11 protein-coding genes and 2 pseudogenes are annotated in these 15,340 nt (G+C 60.1%); 10 read left to right on the top strand and 3 right to left on the bottom strand.

The annotated features are described in order from the left end of the window. Nucleotides 1-301: 301 nt before the first annotated feature. Nucleotides 302-1,732, bottom strand: a complete 1,431-nt coding sequence (locus WI560_RS19450) for a short-chain fatty acyl-CoA regulator family protein (protein ID WP_375304452.1) — start codon at nt 1,730-1,732, stop codon at nt 302-304. Nucleotides 1,733-1,882: 150 nt separating this feature from the next. Between WI560_RS19450 and WI560_RS19445 the strand changes: the two genes are divergently transcribed. The 5 genes and pseudogenes from WI560_RS19445 to WI560_RS19425 all read left to right on the top strand — a co-directional run bounded on the left by WI560_RS19445 (nt 1,883) and on the right by WI560_RS19425 (nt 9,606). Next, nucleotides 1,883-3,415 carry an acyl-CoA carboxylase subunit beta gene (locus WI560_RS19445; protein WP_375304451.1) on the top strand — a complete coding sequence of 511 codons (1,533 nt, stop codon included), beginning with the start codon at nt 1,883-1,885 and terminating at the stop codon, nt 3,413-3,415. Between the two features lie 2 nt (nt 3,416-3,417). Further along, on the top strand, nt 3,418-5,433 hold the full coding sequence (locus tag WI560_RS19440) for an acetyl-CoA carboxylase biotin carboxylase subunit (protein WP_375308871.1): 2,016 nt from the start codon (nt 3,418-3,420) through the stop codon (nt 5,431-5,433). 67 nt (nt 5,434-5,500) lie between these two features. Next, nucleotides 5,501-7,654: a methylmalonyl-CoA mutase gene (scpA, locus tag WI560_RS19435; protein WP_375304450.1), complete on the top strand. Its 2,154-nt coding sequence runs from the start codon at nt 5,501-5,503 to the stop codon at nt 7,652-7,654. 45 nt (nt 7,655-7,699) lie between these two features. Beyond that, a pseudogene (locus WI560_RS19430) lies at nt 7,700-7,875 on the top strand (long-chain fatty acid--CoA ligase); the annotation flags it as partial. A 498-nt stretch (nt 7,876-8,373) separates the two neighbouring features. Further along, the gene (locus WI560_RS19425; protein ID WP_375308870.1) at nt 8,374-9,606 is read left to right on the top strand and encodes an ABC transporter substrate-binding protein; all 1,233 of its coding nucleotides are present in this window, start codon (nt 8,374-8,376) and stop codon (nt 9,604-9,606) included. Between the two features lie 287 nt (nt 9,607-9,893). Here the strand turns inward: WI560_RS19425 and WI560_RS19420 are convergent, their stop codons facing one another. Beyond that, on the bottom strand, nt 9,894-11,231 hold the full coding sequence (locus WI560_RS19420) for a methyl-accepting chemotaxis protein (protein WP_375304449.1): 1,338 nt from the start codon (nt 11,229-11,231) through the stop codon (nt 9,894-9,896). Nucleotides 11,232-11,845: 614 nt separating this feature from the next. On the opposite strand from WI560_RS19420, the gene WI560_RS19415 reads away from it, so the two are divergent. The 3 genes from WI560_RS19415 (at nt 11,846) to WI560_RS19405 (ending at nt 13,988) form a co-directional block, all read left to right on the top strand. Further along, nucleotides 11,846-12,586, top strand: coding sequence for an autoinducer binding domain-containing protein (locus WI560_RS19415; RefSeq protein WP_375304448.1), 741 nt, complete (start codon nt 11,846-11,848; stop codon nt 12,584-12,586). Between the two features lie 199 nt (nt 12,587-12,785). Further along, entirely contained in the window at nt 12,786-13,424 is a 639-nt protein-coding gene (locus WI560_RS19410; RefSeq protein ID WP_375304447.1) for an acyl-homoserine-lactone synthase, read from the top strand. Nucleotides 13,425-13,454: 30 nt separating this feature from the next. Continuing rightward, complete coding sequence (locus WI560_RS19405) at nt 13,455-13,988, top strand: hypothetical protein (RefSeq protein WP_375304446.1); 534 nt, start codon at nt 13,455-13,457, stop codon at nt 13,986-13,988. Nucleotides 13,989-14,035: 47 nt separating this feature from the next. Here WI560_RS19405 and WI560_RS19400 read toward each other — a convergent pair. Continuing rightward, nucleotides 14,036-14,456: pseudogene (locus tag WI560_RS19400) on the bottom strand (SOS response-associated peptidase family protein); the annotation flags it as partial. 233 nt (nt 14,457-14,689) lie between these two features. On the opposite strand from WI560_RS19400, the gene WI560_RS19395 reads away from it, so the two are divergent. Together WI560_RS19395 and WI560_RS19390 are read left to right on the top strand one after the other, a co-directional pair. After that, a complete protein-coding gene (locus WI560_RS19395) occupies nt 14,690-14,908 on the top strand; it encodes a hypothetical protein (RefSeq protein WP_375304445.1) in 219 nt (72 codons plus the stop codon). After that, entirely contained in the window at nt 14,905-15,321 is a 417-nt protein-coding gene (locus WI560_RS19390; protein ID WP_375304444.1) for a hypothetical protein, read from the top strand. Before WI560_RS19395 ends, WI560_RS19390 begins: the two co-directional genes overlap by 4 nt. Nucleotides 15,322-15,340: the final 19 nt, after the last annotated feature.

Genomic DNA, 15,340 nt, shown 5'->3' with positions numbered 1-15,340 from the left:
CTACAATTTTCGCCTCGAGCGGGATGAAGCTGACGGCGGATCGGAAGGCCGCACCGCTGCTGGAGCAGGTACGGTGTCCAGCATGCCGCTCTTGTCGAAATCAGCCGCTTGGCAGGTAGGATGATGCCCCTCGCTTTGCCGCGCAACCGAGGGCGGCATAGCGGATCCAACGGCCGTCGAAGCCATGTGCGACGGTGGGGATCACACCCTGGGCGAGCTCCTATTCCGGGCGAGCAGCGAAGATGCCAGGACAGCGGATCCGTCCGCTGCGAGCGAAATCGAGCTCAGGCCGATGAATTTGTCAGTCTCGACGGAGGTCGATCTTGTAGGGAACTACGCCACGCTCCGCCGTGCCGACGTCCAGTGCGCGGCCAATAGGTGGCAGCGCGCGATGGCGGCAGTCGATGCGTTCGCATGCGCGGCATCCGGGTCCTATTTGATCAACGGCTTGTTTGTCATCTAGGTTTATGCCCTTCGCGTAGACGGTTTGAGCCGCATAAGTGACCTCGCATCCAAGTCCCACCGCCACGGCCCGCGGCCGATCGAGATATGAATTGCTGGGAAGGCTAACTGTCCGCGCTATGCAAAGATAAGTGGTTCCGTCCGGCGTGGATGCAAGTTGGACGAGTGTTCGGCCTGGCTGCGCGAACGACTGATGGACATTCCATAGCGGACAGGGCCCGCCGAAGCGGGCAAATTGAAAGCGCGTGGCGCTACTTCGCTTCAAGACATTTCCAGCGATATCGATCTTCAAGAAGTAGAATGGAATGCCGGGAGAGTGGCGTCGCTGAAGGGTGCTTAGTCGATGGCAAACTTGCTCGAAGCTGGTCTTGAATCGCAGCTGAAGGCGCTCGATGTCGTATTGAGTATCTCGAGCAGCTTGAAGAAACGCCTCGTACGGCATCACCAGGGCTCCGGCGAAATAGTTTGCCAAAGCGACGCGCGCGAGGGCGCAGGCCTCCGGGTTGCTCAATTTGGCGCCTCGGACAAGGCGCTCGATGGTTTCTCCTTGCTCGATCAAGCCGATCACGTGGGCAATCCAAAAGACGCGGCTTTCCAGCGGTGCGCCTTCGGATAAATGTAAGGTCTTCGCATTGCTATCAAGCCGCCAGATCATGCCGGCATCGAGGGGCTGCTGCGAGTGAATAACTCTAATGCCCCGAAAATCACGCAGATATCGTAGGAAGTCTTCGCCGTGACTTCCGGAGCGAAACTGCTGATCTGTTGCAAGGAGCTCGGCCGCTCGATCTAACGGTACAAAATGATTGCGATTGGCCTGCACCCAATCGCGGACCTCATCGTAAGGAAAGCGGCTCGCCGTGCTCGCATCATCCTGCGCGATGGTCGTTTGCAGCGTCCGGTGTTCTTCCTCTAGTGCCAGATAGGCTCTGTAGAGATGAAGAAATCGGTTGGCGATGCTGGGCGCTGAGCGTACCGCAGCGCTGGCTTCCTCACCCGTCACTCCACCTCCAAAGAGAGGGTCGCTTGCGGTTTCGCGGAGCTCGCTCGCAATCCGCATGTCGTCATTGTCGCCGAAATAGGAGACGTCTAGTGCGAACTGTCGGCTGAGCCGAAGCAAAACGTCGCCCGTGATGGGGCGTACATCGGCTTCGATTTGACAGAGATAGCCCGACGATATCCCGAGGGCTCTGGCCAGTTCCGCCTGGCTTATACCGCGCGCCTTCCGAAGTCGGCGGACTCGATCGCCGGCAAAAATGTTAGCTTGGCGCATTTGCAAAATTAGCAGTGCCGAGAGATCTGTAGGCAGAAATCAGCAATTTTGGCCCTGCAGTTTTCTGAGAGAGTTAGCTAAGTTTACATGAAACGTAGAGTTTTGCAAAGGTCGCTTCCAGCACCAGGCATCGGCATAAGGGGCAAGATTGTGTTGGGGATACTCGCTGAACTTGAAGATCGTCGCGCCGGCGCCAAGCTCGGCGGCGGGGAGAAGCGCATCGAGGCGCAGCACGCCCGCGGCAAGCTGACGGCGCGCGAGCGGATCGAGCTGTTGCTCGACAAGGGATCGTTCGAGGAATTCGACATGTTCGTCGAGCACCGCTCCACCGAGTTCGGGATGGAGAAGACGAAGGTACCCGGCGACGGCGTCGTCACCGGCTGGGGCACCGTCAACGGCCGCAAGACCTTCGTGTTCGCCAAGGATTTCACCGTGTTCGGCGGCTCGCTGTCCGAGACCCACGCGCTGAAAATTACCAAACTCCAGGACATGGCGATGAAGGCGAGGGCGCCCATCATCGGCCTCTATGACGCCGGCGGCGCCCGCATCCAGGAAGGCGTCGCCGCGCTCGCCGGCTATTCCTACGTGTTCCGCCGCAACGTGCTCGCCTCGGGCGTGATCCCGCAGATCTCCGTCATCATGGGGCCCTGCGCCGGCGGCGACGTTTATTCGCCGGCGATGACCGACTTCATCTTCATGGTGAAGAACACCAGCTATATGTTCGTCACCGGCCCCGACGTGGTGAAGACCGTCACCAACGAGGTCGTCACGGCGGAAGAGCTCGGCGGTGCCTCGGTGCACGCCACGCGCTCCTCGATCGCGGACGGCGCCTTCGAGAACGACGTCGAGACGCTCTTGCAGATGCGCCGCCTGATCGACTTCCTGCCGTCCAACAACACCGACGGCGTGCCGGAATGGCCGAGCTTCGACGATATCGGCCGGGTCGACATGTCGCTCGACACGCTGATCCCCGACAATCCGAACAAGCCCTACGACATGAAGGAGCTGATCCTGAAGGTCGTGGACGAGGGCGACTTCTTCGAGATCGCGGAAGCCTTCGCCAAGAACATCGTCACCGGTTTCGGCCGCATCGCGGGGCGCACCGTCGGCTTCGTCGCCAACCAGCCGATGGTGCTGGCCGGCGTGCTCGACTCTGATGCATCGCGCAAGGCCGCGCGCTTCGTCCGCTTCTGCGACGCCTTCAACATCCCGATCGTCACCTTCGTCGACGTGCCGGGCTTCCTGCCGGGCACCGCGCAGGAATATGGCGGCCTGATCAAGCACGGCGCGAAACTCCTGTTCGCCTATTCGCAGTGCACCGTGCCGCTCGTCACCGTCATCACCCGCAAGGCCTATGGCGGCGCCTTCGACGTCATGGCCTCCAAGGAGATCGGCGCCGACATGAACTACGCCTGGCCCACCGCCCAGATCGCGGTGATGGGCGCCAAGGGCGCGGTCGAGATCATCTTCCGCAGCGACATCGGCGACCCCGACAAGATCGCCGCCCGCACCAAGGAATACGAAGACCGCTTCCTGTCCCCCTTCATCGCCGCCGAGCGCGGCTACATCGACGACGTCATCATGCCGCACTCGACGCGGAAGCGCATCGCGCGGGCGCTGGCGATGCTGAAGGACAAGAAGGTGGAAGCGCCGGCGAAGAAGCACGACAATTTGCCGTTGTGATGATGTTCAAGAAAATCCTCATCGCCAATCGCGGCGAAATCGCCTGCCGGGTCATCAAGACCGCTCGCCGCATGGGAATTGAGACGGTTGCGGTCTATTCCGAGGCCGACCGCGACGCCCTCCATGTCGAGATGGCCGACGAGGCCGTGCTGATCGGCCCGCCGGCGGCCGCCGAGAGCTATCTGGTGATCGAGAAGATCGTCGAGGCCTGCCGCAAGACGGGCGCGCAAGCCGTGCATCCCGGCTACGGCTTCCTGTCCGAGCGCGAGTCGTTTCCGCGCGCGCTGGAGGCGGCCGGCATCGTCTTCATCGGTCCCAACCCTGGCGCGATCGCGGCGATGGGCGACAAGATCGAATCGAAGAAGGCAGCTGCCAAGGCCAAGGTCTCGACCGTGCCGGGCTATCTCGGCGTCATCGAGGACGGCAACCATGCGGTCAAGATCGCCGACGAGATCGGCTATCCCGTGATGATCAAGGCCTCCGCCGGCGGCGGCGGCAAGGGCATGCGCATCGCGCACTCGAAGGCCGAGGTCGCCGAAGGCTTCAATCTCGCCAAGGCCGAGGCGAAGGCCTCCTTCGGCGACGACCGCGTCTTCGTCGAAAAGTTCATCGTCGATCCCCGCCATATCGAGATCCAGGTGCTGGGCGACAAGCACGGCAACGTGATCTATCTCGGCGAGCGCGAGTGCTCGATCCAGCGCCGCAACCAGAAGGTCATCGAGGAGGCGCCGTCGCCGCTGCTCGACGAGGCCACGCGCCGCAAGATGGGCGAGCAGGCCGTCGCGCTGGCCAAGGCCGTGAACTATGATTCCGCCGGCACCGTCGAGTTCGTCGCCGGCCAGGACAAGAGCTTCTATTTCCTGGAGATGAATACGCGTCTTCAGGTCGAGCATCCCGTCACCGAGCTCGTCACCGGCATCGATCTCGTCGAGCAGATGATCCGGGTTGCGAGCGGCGAGAAGCTCGCCATAGCGCAGAAGGACGTCACGCTGACGGGCTGGGCGGTGGAATCGCGGCTTTACGCCGAAGATCCGTTCCGCAACTTCCTGCCCTCGATCGGGCGGCTCGTGAAGTATCGTCCGCCGGCGGAAGTAAGCCAGGACGGCATCACCATCCGCAACGACACCGGCGTGCAGGAGGGCGGCGAAATCTCGATTCATTACGATCCGATGATCGCCAAGCTCGTCACCCACGCGCCGTCGCGCGCGGCTGCGATCGAGGCGCAAGCGACCGCGCTGGATTCGTTCTATGTCGATGGCATCCGCCACAACATTCCGTTCCTGTCGGCGCTGATGCACCATCCGCGCTGGCGCGAGGGCCGGCTGTCGACCGGATTCATTGCCGAGGAATTCCCGAAAGGCTTTGCGGTGCGCGTGCCCGAAGGCGAGGTCGCACGGCGCATCGCCGCGGTCGGCGCCGCCATCGATCACGTGCTGGGTGAGCGCAAGCGGCAGATCTCGGGCCAGATGGGCGGCCGCGTCGTGCAGCGCGAGCGGCGCCGCGCGGTCTGGCTCGACCGCCAGGAGATCCAGCTCGAGATCGCACGCGAGGGCGAGGCCATTGCGATCCGCTTCATCGATGCCAACGGCAAGGCCGGCAACGCGCATCTGCTGGCCTCGCCATGGAAGCCTGGCGATCCGGTCTGGCAGGGCACCATCGACGGCCATCTCGTCGCGGTGCAGGCGCGCCCGATCCCGAACGGTATCCGCCTCGCGCATCAGGGTGTCGAGGTGCCGGTCTATGTCTGGACCGAAGCGGAGGCGACCTCTGCGCGGCTGATGCCGGTGACGACGGCCTCCGACACCGGCAAGAAGCTGCTCTGTCCGATGCCCGGCCTCGTGGTCTCCATCGCGGTGAGCGAGGGGCAGGAGGTCAAGGCCGGCGAGACGCTCGCGGTGGTCGAAGCCATGAAGATGCAGAACGTGCTCCGCGCCGAGCAGGACGGCACCGTGAAGAAGATCCACGCCAGCGCGGGTGCCACGCTCGCCGTGGATGCGCTGATACTCGATTTCGCATGAATCCGCCGCCAGTCTGTCCTCCGTCCCCGATGCGTCGATCGACGGTTGGACTCCTAGATGGCGCAAGATGAGGAGGAGGACAGTCGTGTTCCCCGATGAGTGGAAGAAGATTGCTGAGAAGGAGTTGAAGGGCGATCCCATCAAGCTTGTGCGGATAACGCCAGAGAATATTGCAATCAAGCCAGTCTATACGGCGGCGGACCTGGGTGGCATTGCGCACTTGGGCTCGTTGCCTGGAACGTGGCCGTTCGTTCGTGGTCCGCGAGCGACGATGTATGCCGGCCGAGCCTGGACAATTCGTCAATACGCGGGGTTTTCGACGGCAGAGGCATCGAACGCATTCTATCGCTCCGCACTAGCATCCGGACAAAAGGGCTTATCAGTCGCTTTTGATCTGGCGACGCACCGCGGCTATGACTCGGATCACCCTCGCGTCGTAGGGGATGTCGGCAAAGCTGGCGTCGCAATCGATTCAGTCGAAGATATGAAAATCCTCTTCGATGGGATTCCCCTTGGGGAAACGTCCGTCTCCATGACCATGAACGGAGCAGTGATTCCCATCCTGGCAGCCTTCATCATCGCCGCCGAAGAGCAGGGCGTTTCGCGCGAAGCTCTGTCCGGAACGATCCAGAACGATATTCTCAAAGAGTTCATGGTTCGAAATACCTACATCTATCCCCCACAACCGTCGATGCGCATCGTTGCGGATATTATTGCGTACACGGCGCACCACATGCCGCGGTTCAATTCGATATCGATCTCTGGCTACCACATGCAGGAGGCTGGAGCGACACTCGTCCAGGAGCTTGCCTTTACGCTCGCTGACGGACGTGAATACGTCCGATCAGCGCTCGCCCAGGGTCTCAACGTCGACGATTTTGCCGGGCGGCTTTCGTTCTTTTTTGCGATCGGAATGAATTTCTTCATGGAAGCAGCAAAGCTCCGTGCTGCCCGACTCATTTGGTCGCGTGTGATGGCGGAGTTTCAACCCAAGAAGCAATCGTCCTTGATGCTTCGCACGCACTGCCAGACATCCGGGGTCTCCCTTCAGGAGCAGGATCCATACAATAACATCGTGCGGACCGCTTACGAGGGGTTGGCTGCCGTGCTAGGCGGAACTCAATCCCTACATACGAACTCATTTGATGAGGCGATTGCGCTGCCAACCGAATTCTCGTCGCGGATCGCTCGCAATACACAGTTGATACTTCAGCATGAAACGGGTGTTACCGACGTCGTCGATCCGCTCGCAGGATCCTACTACATCGAGCGCCTGACGGACGATCTGACCCGCGAAGCTTGGCAGCTCATGGAGAAGGTCGAGGAGATGGGAGGAATGGCGCAGGCGATCGCGACCGGTTGGCCCAAACGGCTGATCGAGGAATCCGCGACACGAAAGCAAGCTGCGATTGACCGCGGAGACCAGGTGATCGTCGGCGTTAATCGGTATCGGCTCGAACAGGAGGAGCCTATTGATATCCTGGAGATCGACAATTCCAGCGTGCGTGCGTCGCAGATCAGGCGTCTCGCAGAAATCAGGAGGGCGCGAGACCCGAAAGAGGTCGAAGCTGCGTTGGACGCGCTAACGCGCGTGGCCACAACGGGGGAGGGCAACTTGCTGGAGGCGGCGACGGGTGCTGCTAGATCTCGTGCAACGGTCGGCGAGATGTCTGACGCAATGCGAAAGGCCTTCGGTGATCACGAGGCGATCCCGGACGTTGTCTCGAGCATATATGGCCCGGCCTATGGAGACGATCCTGAGTTCACCAATATCGCGTCACGGGTCGACGAAGTCTCGCAGGCGATCGGCGTGCAACCAAGGATAATGATCGCCAAGCTTGGGCAGGACGGGCATGATCGAGGCGCGAAGGTTATTGCGTCCGCATTCGGAGATATCGGTTTCGATGTGATTGCGGGCCCGTTATTCCAGACGCCGGCGGAGGCTGCAGTGATGGCGGTTCACGCTGGCGTTCATGTGCTGGGCATTTCGTCACTCGCGGCCGGCCACAAGACGCTTGTTCCGCAGATCGTTGAGGAGCTGAAAGCAGCAGGCGGAAAGAACATCATCGTCGTTTGCGGTGGTGTGGTGCCCCGACAGGACTACGATGAACTAATCCGTGCCGGAGTGGCCGCCATATTCGGACCGGGCACGAATGTGCTAGAGGCGGCCCGAGCCATTCTTGATCTCATTGAGGGCCGGCGAAGGAACCGCTTGGATTGAATTGGCGCTTGGTGACGAGCGATTCTTGCGGGGCCCGCGTCTTGTTCGTCCGGAGATATCGGTTATCTCGACCCGACGGCTTCCTGTTTCTCTGCGATAGGTCGAAAGACCTCATCATCTCGTGCGTCAATATCTATCCGGCCGAGATCGAGGGGCAGCTTCACAAGATGCCAGGCGTGGTCGATTGCGCGGTGTTCGGCATGGGAGAATCTTTAAGCGCAAACTCCGCGATCCATTTTGGGTCAATGCGGGACGTCGGATCTAGAGGCGACCTGATGCCAGCGGATCGCATGATGGCTCGGCCGGATGCCGCCTATTCACCTGCAGGTATGCGTCGTTGACGACGAGAGTCAGCTGCGCCTGGCACGAGCTGAGTTACTCAGCTTGCAATCGTTCGCGCTCGCCCGGCGCATAAAGTTGTTGGACAGTTGGCTGCTCGTACCCGCAGCTGTCCGATTGCGATCTCCGGCAACTGCTGCTCCCGACCTTCCGCATCACGAGGTCTCACTCGCGCAGCTCGGCGAGCAAAGCATGCGCAAGTCCAGTTTGCGACTTCCAAAACTCGCACGACTGTGCAAATAATGCAATAGGGATCGGACGACGAAGAGCGGGGCTGTATTGTGCGGCCACAAGCATCCCGACGAAGAAGACATTTTAGCCAGGAGGATCGAATGCAAGATCAGCTTCCGAGCGCATTTGTGTCGCCGGTCGAATACGAGATGCGTGGACGAGTTGCACGAAAAGCGCTGGTGGGAGTGATCGCGTTGGCGTTTCTCTCGTCGCCGGTGATGGCACAGAAGAAGTACGACACCGGTGCGAGCGATACGGAGATCAAGATCGGTCAGACCATGCCTTATAGTGGTCCTGCATCGGCATTCGCGATGATCGGCCGCATCCAGGCTGCCTATTTCAACATGCTCAACAAGGAGCGCGGAGGAATCGGTGGTCGCAAGATTACGTTCATTTCGCTCGACGATGCCTATAGTCCGCCTAAGACGGTCGAGCAGACCAGAAAGCTCGTCGAGGATGACGAGGTATTTGCCATCGCGTCATCCCTTGGTTCGCCGACAAATTTGGCGATCTCGAAATATCTGAATGCCAAGAAAGTGCCGCAGATCCTGGTGATGGCAGGCACCACGAAGCTCGACGACCCGGTAAACCTGCCCTGGACGACGACTTTTTATTCGTCCGCCATCGTCGAGGCCAGAATCTATGCCGACTACCTCCTGCGCTCCAAGCCCGACGCCAAGATCGCAGTAATTTTTCAGGATGACGATTTCGGTCGCAATTATCTATCTGGTCTCAAAACCGCATTTGGCAGCAAGGGGACCATGATCGTTGCGCAGGCGCCCTACAACATTACCGATCCTACAATCGATTCCCAGATGGTGAGTCTGAAGTCTTCCGGCGCGGACGTACTCTTTGTTGCGGCGACACCGAAGTTCGCGGCCCAGGCGATCCGCAAGGCCCATGAGCTTGCCTGGAACCCGCTAAAAATCGTGGTAACGGCTTCTTCGCAGCTCGAGACGGTCCTGAAGCCGGCCGGACTCGACGCATCCAGGGATCTCCTGACATCTCAGTGGATCAAACAGTCCGATGATCCCGCTTGGCATGATGATCCCGCCATGAGGGAGTTCCATGCCTTCTTCAAACAGTGGGTGCCGGGTGCCGATCCGAACTACGGAAGCGCAACCTACGCGTACTCGACGGCCCAAATGATTGAGGAGGTCCTGCGCAGGTGCGGCGACGAGTTGACCCGGCCGAATTTGATGAAGCACGCGACAAGCATCAAGGACTTCCAGTTGCCGCTGTTTCTACCTGGTGTGAAGGTGAATGTGTCTCCCACCAGCCGTATCGGATGGCGCCAAGCCAGGCTGTTCAAGTTCGATGGCAGCAACTGGCTTCCCATCAGCGATGTCATCACGGTACATGAGAACGACACCAAGATGTGAGGGGAAGCGTCACCAAGCCCCGCTACTGCGGATGGGCGATCGCATCATCGAGCCGGATGGTCCGCAAGTCGGCGCCTTTCGAAGGCAGGATATCGGGCTCGCTGAACTCTCTGCGCCGGCAACAAGCTGGGGACCTGCTGCTCGGAAAATTAGTTCGGGCTAATGGGTCATGCCGGATATGACCGCGCTGGGTGTCACGGAGGTGGCTTAGGTCGTCTCAGCGGCCGTAGCACTGCCGCACGAGACTTGCAGATATGTCTCGGCTATGAAGCGGCACCTGAGGCAAGTTATGCCGCGGTCGCAATCGCGGCAAGAAACTGGTCGATTTCCGACTGAAATTGTGCGCTATCCTGTGAGAGGAGCCGAGCTGAAGACAACAATTGCGCTGCCGCCGCACCGGTCGTGCCAGCCTGTTCGTCCACGCCCTTGATAGTGCTGGCGACCTGATCCGTGCCGAGCGCTGCCCGTTGCACATTTTGGGCGATCTCCTGAGTCGCAGCTCTCTGCTCCTCGACTGAGGCTGCAATGACCGCGGTCGTTTCCGAGATCTGACCTATGGTCCGGACGATTTCTCTCGTCGAATTGACGGCCTCGGCGGTCGCTGCATGGATTCCGCTTATCTGGATGCTAATTTCTTCGGTTGCTTTGGCGGTTTGTGCCGCCAACGCTTTGACCTCTTGTGCAACGACGGCGAAGCCTCGTCCCGACTCTCCTGCTCGCGCCGCTTCAATGGTCGCGTTGAGGGCAAGCAGGTTTGTTTGTTGCGCTACCGAACTGATGAGCTTCAGGACGTCGCCTATCTTGGCAGAGGCCTCCGAGAGAGCCGCGATCAGGCCGTCCGTCTGCCTGGCTTGGTCGACTGCTGTGCTCGCGATTTCGCTCGACCGGCTGACCTGGCGGGAGATCTCGCCCACGCTGGCAGAAAGCTGCTCGGTTGCAGCTGCGACTGATGAAACGTTGGCGGATGCGTCAAGCGACGCTTTGGAGACTGTCTCGGAAAGGCGAGCGGTTGCGCCGGCGCTTTCCGTCATCGTGCCAGCAGCTTCCGCCAAGTTCGTCGAGGATCCTGAGAGCGATCCAATGAGCTCGCGGAAGCGCACGCCAGCCTGTTCGACCGAACCTTTCCTGGCCAGCCTGAAAATCCCAGTTGCGACCAATATGCCAGCACAAGTATCCAGCATCGCGGCCTTCGAGAGGTTCTTGACTGCGGTGAGGGTGACGGCCAACCCGGACCGGGCGCCAAATCGGCTTGGCTTGGGTGCTGTGGCAACCTGGTCAACTAGAGCCCCCGCCACCGCCAGTCCGTATGAGCCGACGAGCCACTGCGGTCCGATCTTTGCGGCCAGTGCACTCTCCATCAGCCGCCGGAGGGCTTCGGCATACTCGCGGCCGAACTCAGCGGCCAACAGAGCGTCCCAATGTCGTACATAGGCGGCGATGACGGGCTCAAACGCCGCCGAATCGTGCTTGATGGATCCGTCAAGCATGGCAACGTTCTTGAAGTGCAGTCTTGCAAGTTCAGGGACGTGTCTCATGAGCGCCGGCCTGAGGCAACGGAGCTCTTCGCGCATCGAGTCGTCCAGATTTGAGCTTTTCAAGTAGCCGATCAGCAGCTCTTCGATCATCCTGGAACCAGCCTCGAGTTTGATAAGATTAGCTTGAGTTTAGGCGCGTCAGGTGAATATTCTGTAACCATTTGTACGATCGTGCGAATGCAAGGCGTTGCCAGGCGGGCTTTGAGTTCGGCACCCAAGGACTGAATTCTTCACGTGACAGGAGGTGAGTGGATGCAGTTTGGAACGCAGGATTCTCTCCGGGTATGACAGCCTGCGGGAAACGATCTGTCGAGGATGAAGGCCACGTTTTCGTGCGGCGGGGGCACATGCCCTCGCGCTTCATCAAAGAGGCAGATATAGCCATCGCTATTGCTAGAACGCCTTTAGGTCCATATCCCACCTGATGCGCCAAGGACCAAAGGATTGCTTTTCATTATTGCACGTATGTGCAAATATTGCAACGGCAGATAGAGCGCCGGGAGGGCGTGACCACGTTCGTGTCTCGTTAGGGGCCAACGCAACAAAGGTTGGACCAATGCGAATGTGCTTCGATCCGGGCACATGATCTCCTCCTGAACCGGGCCTGGCGCCGCGCCACCGAGCAGCGTGGCGAACGCTGGTCTTGTTGGCTAGGGGGGCGTTAGCAATTGGTTGACAGCAGCGGACGTGACTTTCGACGCGCCATGAACACGATGAATCTGGTCGAGTATACATTCCAGGAGTTCGTTGATGCCATCCACACGGCGGGCGATGCGACCGCATTTGAACGCGTTGCCGCACGGTTAGCTCAAAAGCTCGGGTTCCAGCGATTTGCCTATCTTCGCCTAACCGGCGACACGCCCTTGCTGATCTCATCGTACCCGAAATCTTGGACCAGCCGCTACTTTCAACTTGGATATCAGCAGCTCGATCCCGTGGTTCTTCGTGCCCGAGTGGAACGTGACCTTTTCAGCTGGGGAGGGGCCATGCGCGCGGCCGCTGGGAATCGAGCACAGCGTCAATTCTTTGATGAGGCGACGACCTTTGGGCTCCGATCCGGGATTACGGTGCCGATTAGAGGCAGCTTCGGACGGATAGCCGCATTCACGCTGGCGACGGATGATCGCGAGATCAACCTGGATCGGCATGTCGGTGAATGGCGCGATGTCGTCCATCAGGTGGGACTATATTTTCATGTCCACGTGGCCGCGAAGTTAGAGACTCCTTCTGTCGCACAAGAGCACGCTGAAAGTGAGCTGACCCAGCGCGAGCGCCAGTGTCTTGCATGGACCGCGCAAGGAAAGACGGCCGCCGATATCGCCGTTTTGGTTGCCATTTCGCCGCGCACTGTTGTCTTTCATCTCGAGAACGCGCGCCGCAAGCTCGGCGCGGCGTCGATTGCCCAATGTGTTGCGGTTGCGTTGCGCCGTGGCCTCTTGACCTGATCGAGTTTCGATCAACCCACTCGACGAAATGGACGGGAATGCAATGGTCCGAACCCGGGCCAGACGACTGCTGCGTTGTGTCCAAACCAAACTGGTCTAGCGTGATCCAGCTGATCAAACCGCACCTGCAAAATCTGACAGGCGATCAGCAGCGCGTTTTCTGGTTTCAAGACCTCCCGGATAAATCGAGGAGGTCGGCATGCACGCCATCGCGCTTCACAGGTCCCAATTTGGTCGTCATTTGGATTTGCTGACATCGATGTATCGCCTTCGCCGCCGTGTCTTCAAGGACCGGCTGGACTGGAGCGTCTCGGTCTCGGGAGATCTGGAAATCGATGTCTATGATGCCCTCAGTCCGACCTATATTCTCGCCGTTTCGGACGAAGGCGAAGTCGTGGGCTGCGTCAGACTTCTGCCGACGACCGGACCAACAATGCTCGCTGATACCTTCTTCAGCCTGTTGGGCGATAGGGCGGCGCCAAGCGACGAGCGGATCCTCGAAAGCTCACGGTTCTGCGTCGACACCGTGCGGTGTGTCGAGCCCGGCCGGAGCGGGTTCAACCGAGCAACCTTTGTGCTTTTTGCAGCGATGCTCGAGGCGATGCGCGCAAAAGGAGCGCACTCGATCGTGACCGTGACGGATGCGCGGATGGAGCGCATTCTGAGGCGAGCGGGTTGGCCTTTGGAGCGGGTGTCTGAGCCGCAGCCGGTTGGACCAACCATGGCGCTCGCGGGTTTCCTTCACGATTCCGATCAGGCGCTCGAAGCCATGTACCGGCAAGCCGGTGTCGACGGGCCGGTTCTTGTCGCAACTGGGTCGGAACGCAAGGCCGCCTGATTTCTCCCCGGCGACGAAGAGCCTACAATAATGCTGGCGGACCCGCGTCACAGCTGCCTTGTCTTCTTGAACTTGACGCGGGACCACAGGGCGGAAGATCAGGCGATCGCTCTGCGCCGGGCCGGAAGTCTGGCTTTGCTGCCGGCTTGTCGGGAATTGTTTGGCGTTCCCGTCATCGCAATCGGTGAGTGTGATCGGAGTCTCCTGAACGATCAAATTTCCGCTTCTATCGAGTGCCTCGATATCGATGCCTTGTCCTTATGGCGAGATCCACGACTTGCGGCTCTGCTTGCGGAATCAGGCGCTGGTGTCGTCTTCCTGGGCGGATCATTCCTGGAGGAGGAGGTCCTGATCGCGGCATTGGAGGGAGCGAGGTGCGGCTACGATATCCGGCTGCTCTCGGACTTATCGGTGGACCGTCACGAAGCCGATCGTCCCCTCGTTCTTGCCCGGCTCGCCCACCACGGCATCCTCGCGACGACAATCAGGCAAGCTCTCCTGGAATGGGCGATCGTGTTCGGCAATGACGCTGTGAGCCGAAGGATACTCGAGCTGCTTTCGTAAGGAGAGCGTGCCGGAGGAGCCGATGACGACAGTGAAGAAGACCGCGCCTACGCAGCGGTCCTGTCTTCTTTATCTGCGCCGCGCATGACGATGTTCAGCACATCATCGGGCAGAGGCCGCTGCAGCGCCTTTGCCTCGTCCCAAGGAGCGCGCATCCAGACGTCACGCTCCTCCTCGGTGGTCAGGATCACAGGCATCGCCTTCGGATGGATCGGCTCGACGAGGCAGTCGGGAAGGTGTAAGAAAACCGTAGACGAGGTGAGGGCCCGGCATCGGCTTCGACTTGGTGCCGCGATCGCCCCCGAAACTCAGTCCAGATGCCAGCGAAGCAGAACAGTGGCTGGCTTTCCTCGAGCGCGAACCAGAAGACGTCCTTCTGCTTCGTCTCCGGACTAGGCTCGGGTGCGTACTCGGCGCAGCTGTTGGCCGCACCAGGCACCGGTGTTCCGGCTTCAGCCATCCGCGCCAATCTCTAACCTGCTCGAGATGACTCTAACGAGCAGGTGTCGTCTCTCCTCCCCAGGCGCAGAACAGACTTCGGCAGTCGCGGCGATCACTGGCGATTTACCCGTTGGTCATCCCTTAGGCAGCGACTGTCGATCAAGATTCCGCACTGCACATGCTCCAAAGCTTAACATGTCTGAATTCCCAAGGCGGCGGAAACCGGGTTAGAGTAGGACTTTCCCTTAAGGGGGCATCTCATGTTCGACACCGCAACCACCGCGCTTTTGCGCGCGGTTCTCGATGAAGTCTGTGAAAGCGTCTCGCACCGCGAGATCGGGGCCCGTACCCACGTCGCATCGAAAATTTTGGAAGCTGCAACTAGAGGCGAAGTCTCGCTCGAGGGCCTCAGGCAGATCGGCCGCGACGCCCTCTCGTACGCGCCTACGATGTGGCGCTGTTCGCAGGTGCTGGTGTGAACTTCCAGGTCACAGTCCTGAAGATCCTGGCAGCCTATCCGGGCGGGTTTGCCGTGATGGAGGACCTGAAGAGGGATATGGCCATCCTGGCGACGAGTGGCCGCGACTGGGCGGACCGGACGAGGCGCCTCGCGGCCAAGGTGCCCGACCTCGACATCTTTTCACAAGGGCTGGTCGAACGCATGACCGGAGGATGGAAGATCACGGCCGAAGGACGGGCGGTGCTTGAATTGATGGAAGCGCGTCCAACGGCTTTGGAAACGGCGCAGGTGCCTCTGGTTGAGGACACGACCACGACGTCGCCTGCGCCAGTTCCTCCACTGCGGCAACCCGCCGACCGTGCGAAGCGGCGGCGTGAACGCCGCGAACGTCGGCGCGAGGCCCATGAACGAGCAAGGGCAAACGCCTTCTGAGGGAGGGTGAGCAAGAAAA

Source organism: Bradyrhizobium sp. A11 (assembly GCF_042077125.1).
Lineage (GTDB): Bacteria > Pseudomonadota > Alphaproteobacteria > Rhizobiales > Xanthobacteraceae > Bradyrhizobium > Bradyrhizobium japonicum_B.
This window is presented reverse-complemented; position numbering and strand designations above follow the sequence as displayed.

Coding starts and splice junctions, on each gene's coding strand:
- WI560_RS19450 (WP_375304452.1), bottom strand. CDS start 1,732: ATGCGCCAAGCTAACATTTTTGCCGGCGATCGAGTCCGCCGACTTCGG.
- WI560_RS19440 (WP_375308871.1), top strand. CDS start 3,418: ATGTTCAAGAAAATCCTCATCGCCAATCGCGGCGAAATCGCCTGCCGG.
- scpA (WP_375304450.1), top strand. CDS start 5,501: ATGAGGAGGAGGACAGTCGTGTTCCCCGATGAGTGGAAGAAGATTGCT.
- WI560_RS19425 (WP_375308870.1), top strand. CDS start 8,374: ATGCGTGGACGAGTTGCACGAAAAGCGCTGGTGGGAGTGATCGCGTTG.
- WI560_RS19420 (WP_375304449.1), bottom strand. CDS start 11,231: ATGATCGAAGAGCTGCTGATCGGCTACTTGAAAAGCTCAAATCTGGAC.
- WI560_RS19415 (WP_375304448.1), top strand. CDS start 11,846: ATGAACACGATGAATCTGGTCGAGTATACATTCCAGGAGTTCGTTGAT.
- WI560_RS19410 (WP_375304447.1), top strand. CDS start 12,786: ATGCACGCCATCGCGCTTCACAGGTCCCAATTTGGTCGTCATTTGGAT.
- WI560_RS19405 (WP_375304446.1), top strand. CDS start 13,455: ATGCTGGCGGACCCGCGTCACAGCTGCCTTGTCTTCTTGAACTTGACG.
- WI560_RS19395 (WP_375304445.1), top strand. CDS start 14,690: ATGTTCGACACCGCAACCACCGCGCTTTTGCGCGCGGTTCTCGATGAA.